Source organism: Methylomarinum vadi, assembly GCF_000733935.1.
GTDB classification, from domain to species: domain Bacteria; phylum Pseudomonadota; class Gammaproteobacteria; order Methylococcales; family Methylomonadaceae; genus Methylomarinum; species Methylomarinum vadi.
This window is the reverse complement of sequence record NZ_JPON01000001.1, coordinates 1660704-1673719: the sequence shown is the minus strand read 5'-3', so window position 1 is coordinate 1673719 and position 13016 is coordinate 1660704. Positions and strand designations below refer to the sequence as shown.

Sequence of the window (13016 nt, the reverse complement as noted above, 5' to 3'; positions counted from 1 at the left end):
TGCCTGTTTTTAGAATGGTTAACCGAGAGAATGAATATAAAGTATAAGGCGCATCCCTGGCACGGTATCGAGGTCGGCCGGAGAGCCCCCGAGATCGTTACGGCGTTTATCGAAATCGTTCCCACTGATACAGTCAAATACGAAATCGATAAATTCAGCGGTTATTTGAAAGTCGATCGGCCGCAAAAATTTTCCAATACGATCCCAACTCTGTATGGCTTTATCCCGCAGACCTATTGCGCGGAAAAGATTGCCGAATTTGCCACGCTGAAATCCGGGAAAAAGGTATCTCAAGGGGATAAGGACCCGTTGGATATTTGTGTCTTGAGCGAACGCAATGTGATGCATGGAGATATTTTACTGGAAGCGATACCGATCGGCGGTTTTCGCCTGTTGGATAGGGGCGAGGCGGACGATAAGATTATCGCCGTGATGAAAGGTGATGAATTTCATGAGCAATGGAACGACATTTCCGATTGTCCGAAATCCTATATCAACCGACTCAAGCATTATTTTCTCACCTATAAGAACCTGCCAGGCGAGGAGATGACGTGTAAAATCGCCAATGTTTATGGCCGTGAGGAAGCGCATGAAGTCATCAGACGTGCCATGGAAGACTATAAAAACCTGGTGCGAGAATGTAAAAAAGGAAAATCCATCAAGCGGATTTTTGGTGTCTGATGTCTTCGCCATCGAGCATGAAAACCATTTGCTCGGCGATGCTGATACAGTGAGTTCCGCAGCGTAACAATCCATTGATGATTTGCATGCTATCAAGGGTGGGGCCGATTAATCGAACCTCCCTGGTCAGCATGTTCAACTGGCGAACCAGGCTTTCTTCGAGTTCTTGATGACAAAAATCTTCGCTACGAATGAGTTGATAGGCTTCCTGGGCTGAGCATTGTTCGATGCAATGAATGGTTTTATCCAGCACGGCTTTGATGACTTTCGCGATGGTATTGATTTCCGGGAGTATTTTGGGTTGGGGCAGGGCCATTTCGTCGGTATATAGGTCGATGACAAGGCCGCCGATTTTGACCAGCTCATCCCCGATTCTTTCCAATTCGGTAACGGTCTTCGATGTTGCTATGATGGTGCGCAGATCGTTCGCCAGCGGCGTTTGCCTGGCCAATATTTCGATCACCTCGGCATCGATGGTGACTTCGAACTGATCTATCACATTGTCTTGTTGCATCGCTTTTACCGCCAAATCCGTGCTCTTTTGATTGATGGCTAACACGATCGTGTCGAATTGCTCAATAATCAGGTTTGCCATCGTCAGCACTTGGTTATGCAGACAATTCAAATCGCCGTCGAAAGGGTGGTAGGTGTGAGCTTTCATTAAATGTGTCGAGATTGGGGGTAGTGGTTAGAGTATTTTATAACTCTTTTTTGTTACTAAAATATGACTGCTTGGCGGCAAAACTACTTGTTTGCTTCAAGCGTCAACGCTCCGTTACAATGGCCGGCCGATCGATCAGGACTTTACACCATGTTTGAGCTATATCTTGACAGTGCGGATCTGGAACGGATCGCGCGATTCAATGAATGCCTGCCATTAGCCGGCATCACGACCAATCCTTCCATTCTGGCGGCAGCCGGTATAGGCGTGAATCAATTTTTGAGCGAAGCGAGCAAGATTTTAGGCGATAACGCGCGTTTCCATGTTCAGGTCGTTAGCGCCGATATCGACGGTATGCTGGCCGAAGCCAGAAAACTGCATGACCTGCCTTATGATATTGTGGTTAAGGTGCCAACAACGGAAACCGGCTTGGCGGCCATGAAGCGCATTAAGACTGATAACATCCCGTTTTTGGCGACTGCCATTTATTCGGTCCAGCAAGGTTTTTTAGCGGCGCTCTGCGGGGCCGATTATTTGGCGCCTTATGTCAACCGAATCGATAATTTGGGCATGGATGGGATCGGCGTTGTCGCCGATTTGCAGTCATTGCTGGAACGGCAAGGGATGACCAGCAAAATTCTGGCGGCCAGCTTCAAAAGTACACGGCAGGCATTGGCGATTATGCAATGCGGTGCCGCCGCGGTCACGCTGCCGCTGGATGTGGCCGAGCGAATGTTGTCCCACCCAGCCGTGCAGCCGGCCGTCGATTGTTTCGGGGCGGATTGGCGAGCGGCATTTGGCGATAAGCTGTCCCATGAAAGCTGAACTGGGCAAATGAGAGACAGAGAGAGTTCGTTAATCTTGCTGTTGTATTTGAAGACGAAATAGGATCGTGCCCCAATTTTGAATTTGCGTTATCCTTTGCTTTAAGGCGGTTTTGGACAGGAGCAGGCGGATGATGCATTTGGTTACCGGAGCGACGGGGCAGATTGGCTCGGAATTATTGCCGGCTTTGGCCGAGGTATATGGCGCCGATCATGTGATTGCGGTGGGACATCGGCGCGAACCCGCGGCGGATATGCCGGTGGCGGCTTATTGTAGCCTGGATATTCGCGACCAGGCCGCTTTGAAGAAGATCGTCGCCAAGCATCGGATCGCTTGCATTTATCATTTGGCGGCATTGTTATCCGCGGTCGCCGAGGCTCGTCCCCAATTGGCTTGGGACATCAACATGAATGGGCTGTTCAACGTGCTGGAAGTGGCCAGGGAACATCAGTGCGCGGTGTTCTTTCCTTCTTCCATCGGCGCTTTCGGTCCTAACACGCCAAAGATCGACACCCCCCAGGATACCTTGCAACGTCCCAGCACTGTCTACGGTATCAGCAAGGTAGCCGGCGAGTTGTTGTGCGATTACTACCAGCGACGTTACGGAGTCGATGCGCGCGGGTTGCGTTTCCCTGGTTTAATTTCCTACCGAACGCCGCCGGGAGGCGGCACCACCGATTACGCCGTGGAGATATTCGCCGCGGCTTTGCAAAACCGGCGTTATCAATGTTTTTTAAAAGCCGATACGCAATTGGACATGATGTATATGCCCGATGCCATCGCCGCGATCATCCAATTGATGCAGGCCAACCCGTCTGAATTACAACATCATAACGCCTTTAATATCACCGCGATGAGTTTCACGCCGGAACAACTGGCGGCAGAAATCCGCAAGCATATCCCCGATTTCAATATCGATTATCGGATCGATCCGATTCGGCAAGGGATTGCCGATTCCTGGCCGGCGCACATGGACGATCAGGCGGCCAGGAAGGAATGGGGCTGGCAACCGCGATACGATTTACCGGCCATGGTCAGCGATATGCTACTACACATGAGGTAAACGCGATGAGTACAGAGAAACTATTGCCGTTGTTGCAGCGGCAGGTGGAAAATTTAAGGGAGCAAGGCATTGCCAAGGGGCGGGAAAACATCATCACCGGTTTTGTCGAGGCCGGCGAAGGCTTCGGCCCCAGGGTGTTGCTACGGGATTATCCCGACCGCCGGTTTTTACGAATGAATTCCAATTCCTATCTGGGGCTAGGCAGGAACCCAAGGGTGATCGCAGCGGAAACGGCCGCCGCCGAGCATTTTGGTGCCGGGCCCGGCGCGGTCAGGTTCATTAGCGGTACGTTCCAGGCTCATATCGATTTGGAACGGCGATTAGCCGCATTCCACGGCCGCGAAGCGGCGATGTTGTTCAGCGCCGCTTATGCGACGGTGATCGGCGTGTTGCCCGCGTTGATCGACGAAGCAACGTTGGTGGTTAGCGACGAATTGAATCACAACTGCATTATCAAGGCGTTGCGTCTGGCCAAACCGGGTGAAAAGGCCGTTTATCCGCACTTGGATATGGCCGCTCTGGAACATATTTTGAGTGTTCACCGGGGGCAATTTAAGCGGGTTTGCGTCGTCAGCGACGGCGTGTTCAGCATGCGCGGCGATCATGCTCCGCTGGACGAAATCGCAGCCTGTTGCCGACGTCACGAGGCGGATTACGAACAAGGAGTGATAACCGTGATCGACGATTCGCACGGCGTCGGCGCCTTGGGCGTGACGGGGCGCGGCTGCGAGGACATCTGTGGCGCTAGGGCCGATCTGTTGGTCGCGACCCTGGGCAAGGCTTTCGGCGTGAATGGCGGATATGTCGTGGGGAAGCAAGAAATGATCGATTACTTACGTGAGACGGCCGCCAGCTATATTTATTCCAATCCGATCACGCCGGCGGAGGCGGCGGCCGCCCGCATCGCCGTGGAAATAGTCGATAGCGCGGAAGGCAGGCAATTATTAGAAACATTGCGTCAGCGAACGACGAAATTGAGAAACGGCATCGTCCACGCCGGTTATGAAACAGTGCCGGGCGAACATCCGGTCGTTCCGATTCTGGTTCGCGACACCGCTAAAACCAGTGCGCTGGTGAAGCATTTATTCGCTCGCGATATTCTTGTGACTGGGTTGAATTATCCGGTCGTGCCTAAGGGCGAACAGGAAATCAGAGTGCAGGTTTCGACCGAGCACAGTGAGCGGGATATCGATTATATTCTCTCGGCATTGACGTCGTTTTGACAGCATTACGTTGATCGAAAAACGGCCGGGTGGGGCGGTTTCCCTTTTTGGGGAGATGAGGAATGTTGAGATAAGACGTCAGAAAAAGAGCAATATTGTAAAGTAATTTTGTGACAAGATAATGAAACTGATGCAAAAATTGTTTCTTGAATGGAAGCAAATTGATTATTTGGCGAGATATTGTTTCTTTTTGTGTCATCAATTATAGTTTGCGCGACTCAAACGTAACGTGAAAAAATTATGAGGACTATGATTATGAGCGAAATAAAAAGAGATATTTTGGTCGGTTTGCTGTTCATCAGCGGAATCTTTGGCTTTCTATCCGGTGAATTTATCGTGTCGACGTTGGTTTTTGCCGCCGCTTCGCTATTCAGTAACCTGGATAAGAGACCGGAGCAAAGCTGTTAAAAGCTTTGTTCCGTCCTATTCTGATAATTTCCCCATGCTAAAAATACCAGTCGCTTCTTTATCCAACCGTAACCAGGCAGTCTGGTTTCTAAATCCCAATCCTATCCGTCCAGGCAATTCAAAAAATTTTGCAATGAAATTATATTGATGGATTGCTGTTTTTGAGCTTCTTGTTTATCTTTCACCGTATTGTAGCCCCAGTCGGCGAAAAACAGCTTGATCGTCTGCAGTTTGTCGTTTCGCAGTATCTTTAATAGGGTCGGCAAGCGATCTTCGACGAAATGAATGATTTGCTCCGGGTGTTGCTTCAATAGGCCGGCTAACACCTCTTCCTTGTTCATGTTGCGGTCCAAGCCAAAAATTCGTTCGGCGGGCATCCTGATATGATTGGCGGCAAGTATCTGGCTGACGAATCGTTCCTGTTTAGTGGTGACGATATACCAAATGCTCCGGTCGGCGAGGCCGTTCAATTTTTCCGCTACGCCGGGAAACAGCGGATTCATTCGACACCATTCGGTAGGTAACGCTTCGATCCATCGATCCCTGACTTCGCCGAACAGACGTTTCAGTTCTGTGATGTCGAGTTCGTTTTGCGTCAGAATTTCCAGTTTTTTTTGTTCGAAATGTTGCAGCAGTGAAGCTATGCTTTCGCCATTATGCAGAAGTCGCATAGCAAGTATCGATTCGTAGCCGGTTTCGATAATGGGCCGAGCTTGGCGGAATTGTTCGACCAGTTCAGGCGGCGGCAGCGGCGTTTCCATGTCGTTCCAGAGGTGGGTTGCCGCTTTCCAGCCGGCGATACCGGTTTCAATTGCACTGTCGCAGATGACGCCATCGAAATCCAGCGCGTGAATGACTGATTGTTCCATAAGGGGGTGGTTGGCTAGAGTCTACAAAAATGAAAATTATACTTCAGTGCTTCAGCATCCTATGGCGATTGATTGTATATTGATTCAGCCGGAAAAGCGCACCCATTGCGATGACGGTTTGCGCGAGTTGTTTGATTATTGGGGAACGTGAGCGTCAATTGCCTTAATAATCACGCGGCAATCGTGCCGCCAATTCATCCCATTCAATTGTGACTTCAGGCAGGATACCGACCGTGGTCGTTCCTTGTAATTCCACGATTTCCGGTTTGCCGTATTCGATTTCGTTTAAACGGTAAATCGTCAATACCCTGTCAATAGGATGAACCAACCAATATTCCCGAACGCCATGGCGCTGATAGATTTTGAGTTTGTTGATTTGGTCGTGGCTGGCGGTGGATGGAGATAAGACTTCCACGACCCAGTCGGGTGCGCCGCGCACCCCGCGACGGTCCAACTTATTGTCATCGCAAACCACTAATACATCGGGCTGTACCACGGTATCGATAAATTCGTCGGCTTCGTCGTGCTTGGGTAGGCGGACATCAACCGGTGCGATGAAAGGGCGGCAAGGTTTATTACGCAAAGCCCGCATGGCTTGAAAGTAGATTTCCCCAGCGACATCCTGATGAGCGAGGTCTGGCGCAGGCGACATCAAGTAGGCATCGCCGTCGATGAGCTCGTAACGCACATCGTCCGGCCAACTTAGATAGTCCTGATAATTATGATGTTGGCTATCTTTTAACGGCAGCCCCATGCTGTTCTCCGCAGAATTTTAGAATCCCGAGTATGGTAACCGAATTCGTTAAAGAGGGTAAATATGAGGGATAAAAAGGGTAGACGGATTTGGGTCGCTATAGTTGCTATCAACTATAGCGACCCAAAATTTCATCCCTCGGCACCGGTTTCGATAATGGAATTTTCGAACACCACTACTGAGCGAGCGTTGATGTAATATTGGGTTTCGTTAATCGGTGTTTGTTCCGCCCTGGGAATAATTTCGTGAGGCGACGGTAAAGAGGTATCCACCGATAGATTCCAAATTCTGCCATCAATATCGGGTAGGGTGGCGCTATGTTGGTGCTCCGACATGTTAATGACGATATGCACGTCGGGCTCCTTGGGGTCGAGGGCCGCGACGGTGAAAGCAAGCAACTGTGAATCGTGGTCATGCCAATCGGGGGTTTCGCCGGGCTGTAATCCGCTCCAGGTGATATCGGCGATGTCCCGGTTCTTAAGTTTTTTGCCGCTGAAAAAATGCCTCCGCATCAAGGCCGTATGTCTTTTACGGAGCTTAATCATCAGCCGCACAAAGCGCACCATGTCGGCATTTTGCTCGGCCTTGTTCCAGTCCAACCAGGTCAGCTCGTTATTTTGACAATAACAATTGTTGTTACCATGCTGGGTATGCAAAAATTCATCGCCGGCCAATAACATGGGGACGCCCTGGCTGAGCAATAATATTGCGAAAACATTTTTCACTTGTTTCCGGCGTAATGCCTGAATTTCAGGATTGTCGGTCTCCCCTTCGACGCCGCAGTTGTAGCTGAGATTATGGTTGCAGCCATCGCGATTATGTTCGCCGTTGGCGAGGTTATGCTTTTCGTTATAGCTGAATAAATCGTATAAGGTGAAGCCGTCATGGCAGGTGACGAAATTGATACTACTGATCGGGAGACGATGTTGATGCTCATACAAATCGCTGCTGCCGCAGATGCGCGTGGCGACATCTCTGATTAACCCCTTGTCGCCGCGCACGAATTGACGGATGACATCCCGGTAAATGCCGTTCCATTCGGCCCAGCGGTAACCCGGAAAACAACCGACTTGATAGAGACCGGTAGCATCCCAGGCTTCGGCGATCAATTTGGTCTTTGCCAGCAATTCCGATAGTTCGATCCCCCAGACGATAGGAGGGTCTTGCAATACCGTGCCGTCTTCGCTGCGCGACAAGGCGCTTGCCAAGTCGAAGCGGAAACCGTCGACATGCATGTCGCGCACCCAGTATTCCAGGCAACTGATGATGAAGCGAGATACCAGTGGGTGGTTGGCGTTGACGGTGTTGCCGCAGCCGGTATAGTCGTGAAAAATGCTTTTATCCACTTTATCGATCAGATAAAAGCTGTTACCGATGATGCCCTTGAAATTGATGACCGGTCCGTCGGCGCCCGCTTCGGAAGTATGGTTGAACACCACGTCCATGATGACGCCGATGCCGGCTTTATGCAGGGCCTTGACCAGGTCGCGGAATTCCTTCTGGTGAGTGCCTTGGTCCGGCGTCGAGCAATAACCGGGGTGAGGGCTGAAGAAGCTGTGGGTGCTGTAACCCCAGTAATTTTCTAATCCCAGCTCGGCGGTATGTTCGGGCACATCCTGTTCGTCGAAAGCCATCACTGGCAGTAGTTCGACATGGGTGATGCCCAGTTCCTTGAGGTAGGGGATTTTTTCTATCAGCCCTAAGAAGGTGCCGGGGTTAGTCACTTCGGCCGACGGGTGGCGGGTAAAACCTCCTACATGCAGTTCATAAATAATGGCTTTTTCACTGCGGATGGCCAGCGGTTTATCGCCTTCCCAATTATAATGATCATCCACGACGACACTACGCATGGAACAGTGGCCATTATTTCCCGGCAGGCAGGCGGCAGTCCTGTCCCAATGTTTGTCGCTGACTGCTTTAGCCCATGGATCAAGCAGATGTTTGTCCGGATCGAAACGCAGACCGCTGTGCCGGGTGTCTGTGGGACCTTTTATGCGCCAAGTATACCAAGTGCCAGCGGGCAGATGTTTTACAAATACATGCCAAGAAAAGAAGGTACGATTGCGGTCTTTGTGTAACTGGATTGTCTGGAAGGGCTCCTTGCAATCTACCGACTTGAACAGTAATAGCTCCACTTCTTCGGCGTGACGGCTGAAAATGGAAAAATTGACGCCGCCATCGTTGAGCTTGGCTCCATGAGGGTAGGGGCTTCCGGGTTTGACTTTAAATCCGACGCTCTGCATGTTGTTGAATAGGGTGAATTTTAAAATGCGTCATTTTACTGCATATAAACAGCGAAATGCGTATTTTTATATCGAAAAACCGCTAATTAAACGAAAATGTCTTGTTTTTTCATGTAATAAATTAATGACAACTATAAATGCCTTGCATAAATGAACGTCAACAGGTAGAGTTTTCAAGCGTTCATGGTTAGTTGTGTTCGTCCGGAGACAACATTGACCCTTCGTTGGCAAGAGAGGTCATTATTAATTACCCCTGCTCATTGCTGATGGAAGAAATAAGTCAAAGTCTTCCATCCCGACCCGGAAAAGCTCCAGGGATGAGTGTGTCCGGATGGCTGATTTTTTCAGATAATGATAGTCCGGCCAAGCATGTCGGCTGTATGGAAGCTCAAAATACTTTATCATTGCGGGAGATGGCGACTTCTCAGAGTAGGCACGGTTCCCGAATCAGGCTGTCACCTAGGGAAATGCTGGTTATTAGCGAACAGGTCAGTCGCGATTTTAGTCCGAAATACTCCAGCCACTTTTTGGGAAAAAAGCCCTCAATCAAACTGGCGCCACAAGAGATGCGGTCAATTAGCGAAGAAATTAGTCGTGAATTTGCCGTACGGGCTTCACCCCAAATACCTCACTCGGAAATCGTATTGTTGCCGGTCGACCCGGACCACTTGCACGCCTACTGGCATCTCGATGAAGAGCAATTGCGGAAGGAGGGAAGTCATCCGCTGACATTGCGAATTTACGCCATGCTCGAGGACCAAGCCGTGCCCGGCGAAAAGCCGAACTGGTTTGACTTGCCGATTGAGTCCGGCCTAAATCAGTTTAAAGTGACCGTACCGGCAATGATGACCGGCAATTATTATTCCGCGGCTATCGGCTGGCGACCGACTGAACGGCATTTTGCTTCCTTTGCCTGTTCCGAGACCACTTATATCCCACGGACACCGTTTGTCGAATCGGGCAAGCCTACAAGGCTTCAGCAAGGTCGTCGATTTATGCATGGCAATGCCTCCGGGGGAGGAAAGCGCAGTTAATGAAACAAGGATTTCTCAATATTATTCTTCACGCTCATCTCCCTTATGTACGGCATCCCGAATATGAACGCTTTTTCGAGGAAAGCTGGCTGTTCGAGGCCATCACGGAGTGTTATGTGCCATTAGTGGCGATGCTCGACCGATTGCAGGCCGACCGGGTCGATTATCGTTTGAGCCTGTCGTTGTCGCCGACGTTGATCACGCTGTTGCGGGATGAGTTATTGCGAAGCCGGTATTTGGACCATCTGAATCGTTTATTGGAGCTGGCCGACAAGGAAATTGAACGAACCCGCGAGCACCCCGATTATTACAAACTTGCCGTGTGGTACCGGGAATTGTTCAAAGAGACGTTGCGGATTTATCGGGACCAATATCGAGGCGATTTACTGACGGCTTTCAAAAAACACCAGGCCTCCGGCAAGTTGGAACTGCTTACAACCGCCGCGACCCACGGTTATCTGCCGTTATTGAATACCAGTTTGACCTCGGTGCGCTGTCAAATCAACACCGGTATCGACACTTTTCATGACGCTTTTGGGTTCAGGCCGGATGGGTTTTGGTTGCCCGAATGCGGTTATTATCCAGGACTGGAACAGAGTCTGCGGGAGGCCGGAATTCGTTATTTTTTCGTCGATAGCCACGGTATTCTGGATGCGTCAATCGAGCCGGTTCATGGGGTTTATGCCCCCCTCGATTGTGGTAACGGCGTGTGCGCATTCGGCCGGGATCCTCACTCGTCTCGGCAAGTATGGAGCGCGGAGGAAGGTTATCCCGGTCATGTCGATTATCGTGAATTTTACAGCGATATCGGCTTCGAGTTGGACTTGGATTACGTTGGGCCTTATATGCTCGACGACGAAACGCGCATCAATACCGGCATCAAATATCATCGAGTGACCGGCGAAGGCGTCGAAAAGGCGATCTACCGACCCGAGCTCGCCAGCATCAGGGCCAAGCAACATGCCGCTGATTTTATTCAACAACGGCGGCGGCAATGCGATAAATTGAGCGCTACGATGGAACGCTCTCCCGTTGTCGTGGCTCCCTTCGATGCCGAGTTATTTGGACACTGGTGGTTTGAAGGGCCGCAGTGGCTGGAGCAAGTGTTGCGGTTGGCGGCCAATGACGAAAGCAACATCCGTTTACAAACGAGCAAGGAATATCTACTGCGCTATCCCCAGCAACAGCAGGCGACACCTTCGGCGTCCAGTTGGGGGAATGAAGGGTATTCTTCCTATTGGCTCAATGACAGTAACGATTGGATTTACCCGTTATTACATCAAGCCGCCGCCGAAATGGAAAAATTGGCCGAAGATTTGCTTGGATTGACGGTGAGCGAGTTACAACGCCGCGGGTTGAATCAGGCATTGCGTTCGGTTTTGCTGGCGCAAGCTTCTGATTGGCCTTTTATCATGAAATCCGGGACCGACGCCGATTATGCGCGAAAGCGGATCACCGATCATCTGGCGCGTTTCAATTACCTGCACGATTGTATTCGCAAAAACCGTATCGACGAGCGTTACTTGACCGCGTTGGAAATCATGGACGATATTTTTCCGGCTATCGATTATAGAACTTATACCGGCAGCACCTCGAAATTCGGTACAATCTTGCCTGCTTTGCCCGAATGACAGTTGGAGCAAGGGGGTTGCCACTAAGACCGGCGGATCAATGATGGAACGGCTGTATGTTGAGATATGGTTGATTAGCCACGCAATGGAGAAAAATCGATGAAACCGATTCAGCTGATATACGTTGAAAATGTCATCAGCAGAAAGAAAAAGGTGCCCCGGCAGGAGCTGACCTTTTTCATGCGGGTAAAAAATGTCAGCTATGACAAGCGAGTCGATGTCATCTGGTCGGGCGAGGATGGCGTCTGGCACACCCTGCCGGTGCAGTACCATAGTCATTGGCATGACGATGTCGAGAATTGGATGGTTCGAACCAGTTTTCCCCTGACTGCCAACCAAGCATTGCCTGGTAATATCCGCTTCGGTTTACGTTATCGGGTCGAAGGTCAGGAATTCTGGGACAACAGCCATGGCCATAATTACGAAAGCCAGGCCGACTCGGGTATTCAATTAGGGCCGGAAATTCTGGTGCATAACGTTGGTTTTCACAACCAATTGCAGGAAGGGCAGAAAACCCTGCCGATCACCGTGGTTTTGGATAAAACGGTGCATGCCGAAAAAGTCACGATTCATTGGACCGTGGATAATTGGCAGCATACCTTCAAGACCACCTGCCATTGCAAGAAAAATTACTGGGATGGCAAGGCCAAGAGTAACGCGCGTAATCCGAACCAATATGGTGCACAAGTTTGGAGCGGCCGCCTCAGAATTGGGAGCGCCTTCCGTTTGCAGTACAGTATTTGCTGCGAAGCGCACGGCCAAATACTGTGGGATAATAACGAAGGGCGCAATTATGTCGCCAGTCGTAAGCCGTTGACCGTGATGATCTTGAATTTGCATTGTTATCAGGAAACGGAGCAAGACCAGAAGTTTTGGCAGATCGCCAAGGCCATCGACGAACAACAAGTCGACATCGTTTGTTTTCAAGAAGTTGCGGAACATTGGAGCGGCGGCCATGGCGATTGGGAATCCAATTCGGCCAACATCATCAATCAACGCCTGCACGCGCCCTATCATATAGTGGCCGATTGGTCGCATCTGGGTTTCGACAAATACCGCGAGGGCGTCGCGATTTTAAGCCGTTTCCCGCCGCTTAAACAGGAAGGGCGTTATGTGTCGGACAGCGACGATATCTACAGCATTCATTCGCGCAAAGTCGTCATGGCGCAGGTGCGGATACCGTACATGGGGGTGGTTAATTTTTTTTCCGCCCACCTGAGTTGGTGGGAAGATGGTTTCGAGCAGCAATTTCAGCGTTTGTGCGCATGGGCTTCAAGCAAGCAGACGAAACAGGTCAAGGGCACACTGCTCTGCGGCGATTTCAATATCGCCGCGGGTTCAGAGGGGTATCAGCTGGTGGTCAACAGCCACGAATATGAAGATCAGTATCTTCAGGCCAACGAACAGGGCTTGTTCGAGAAGGTTTTTCGCGTCAATGACCCCCATTGGCGCGATTATCTAGCTGACGACTACCGGATTGATTATATTTTTATGAATAAGGAGAGTTCCTTGCAGGTAACCACGGCGCGTGTAGTGTTTACCGAACAGGATTATGGTCGTGTTTCCGATCATTGCGGCTTTATCATGACATTCGAGCCGAAGTGATGGCACTTTTATTGCTTCG

At 50.4% G+C, this 13016-nt stretch carries 12 protein-coding genes; 8 read left to right on the top strand and 4 right to left on the bottom strand.

Going from position 1 to position 13016, the window contains the following annotated elements:
* The first annotated feature begins 30 nt into the window (after positions 1 to 30).
* Positions 31 to 681 carry an inorganic pyrophosphatase gene (locus tag EP25_RS0108505; RefSeq protein ID WP_051906493.1) on the top strand — a complete coding sequence of 217 codons (651 nt, stop codon included), beginning with the start codon at positions 31 to 33 and terminating at the stop codon, positions 679 to 681.
* On the opposite strand, the gene phoU is transcribed toward EP25_RS0108505, so the two are convergent.
* Complete coding sequence (phoU, locus tag EP25_RS0108500; RefSeq protein ID WP_031433477.1) at positions 659 to 1342, bottom strand: phosphate signaling complex protein PhoU; 684 nt, start codon at positions 1340 to 1342, stop codon at positions 659 to 661. The genes EP25_RS0108505 and phoU overlap by 23 nt on opposite strands.
* A 150-nt stretch (positions 1343 to 1492) precedes the next feature.
* Between phoU and EP25_RS0108495 the strand changes: the two genes are divergently transcribed.
* The 4 genes from EP25_RS0108495 (at position 1493) to EP25_RS23595 (ending at position 4861) form a co-directional block, all read left to right on the top strand.
* Entirely contained in the window at positions 1493 to 2167 is a 675-nt protein-coding gene (locus EP25_RS0108495) for a transaldolase family protein (protein ID WP_031433476.1), read from the top strand.
* Between the two features lie 130 nt (positions 2168 to 2297).
* A complete protein-coding gene (locus tag EP25_RS0108490) occupies positions 2298 to 3230 on the top strand; it encodes an NAD-dependent epimerase/dehydratase family protein (protein ID WP_031433475.1) in 933 nt (310 codons plus the stop codon).
* A 5-nt stretch (positions 3231 to 3235) separates the two neighbouring features.
* On the top strand, positions 3236 to 4453 hold the full coding sequence (locus tag EP25_RS0108485) for an aminotransferase class I/II-fold pyridoxal phosphate-dependent enzyme (protein WP_031433474.1): 1218 nt from the start codon (positions 3236 to 3238) through the stop codon (positions 4451 to 4453).
* A gap of 255 nt (positions 4454 to 4708) precedes the next feature.
* The gene (locus tag EP25_RS23595) at positions 4709 to 4861 is read left to right on the top strand and encodes a hypothetical protein (RefSeq protein ID WP_200875021.1); all 153 of its coding nucleotides are present in this window, start codon (positions 4709 to 4711) and stop codon (positions 4859 to 4861) included.
* 101 nt (positions 4862 to 4962) lie between these two features.
* Here the strand turns inward: EP25_RS23595 and EP25_RS0108475 are convergent, their stop codons facing one another.
* The 3 genes from EP25_RS0108475 to glgX form a co-directional block, all read right to left on the bottom strand.
* The gene (locus EP25_RS0108475) at positions 4963 to 5730 is read right to left on the bottom strand and encodes an HAD family hydrolase (RefSeq protein ID WP_031433473.1); all 768 of its coding nucleotides are present in this window, start codon (positions 5728 to 5730) and stop codon (positions 4963 to 4965) included.
* Positions 5731 to 5893: 163 nt separating this feature from the next.
* Positions 5894 to 6484 carry a Uma2 family endonuclease gene (locus EP25_RS0108465; RefSeq protein ID WP_031433472.1) on the bottom strand — a complete coding sequence of 197 codons (591 nt, stop codon included), beginning with the start codon at positions 6482 to 6484 and terminating at the stop codon, positions 5894 to 5896.
* Between the two features lie 131 nt (positions 6485 to 6615).
* Complete coding sequence (gene glgX / locus EP25_RS0108460) at positions 6616 to 8727, bottom strand: glycogen debranching protein GlgX (protein WP_031433471.1); 2112 nt, start codon at positions 8725 to 8727, stop codon at positions 6616 to 6618.
* Positions 8728 to 8993: 266 nt separating this feature from the next.
* On the opposite strand from glgX, the gene EP25_RS0108455 reads away from it, so the two are divergent.
* From EP25_RS0108455 to EP25_RS0108445, 3 genes are all read left to right on the top strand, one after another.
* On the top strand, positions 8994 to 9761 hold the full coding sequence (locus EP25_RS0108455; protein ID WP_084190993.1) for a DUF4912 domain-containing protein: 768 nt from the start codon (positions 8994 to 8996) through the stop codon (positions 9759 to 9761).
* Positions 9761 to 11392 carry a glycoside hydrolase family 57 protein gene (locus EP25_RS0108450; RefSeq protein WP_036300374.1) on the top strand — a complete coding sequence of 544 codons (1632 nt, stop codon included), beginning with the start codon at positions 9761 to 9763 and terminating at the stop codon, positions 11390 to 11392. The genes EP25_RS0108455 and EP25_RS0108450 overlap by 1 nt, the downstream gene beginning before the upstream one ends.
* 99 nt (positions 11393 to 11491) lie before the next feature.
* Positions 11492 to 12997, top strand: a complete 1506-nt coding sequence (locus tag EP25_RS0108445) for an endonuclease/exonuclease/phosphatase family protein (RefSeq protein ID WP_031433468.1) — start codon at positions 11492 to 11494, stop codon at positions 12995 to 12997.
* Positions 12998 to 13016 lie beyond the last annotated feature (19 nt).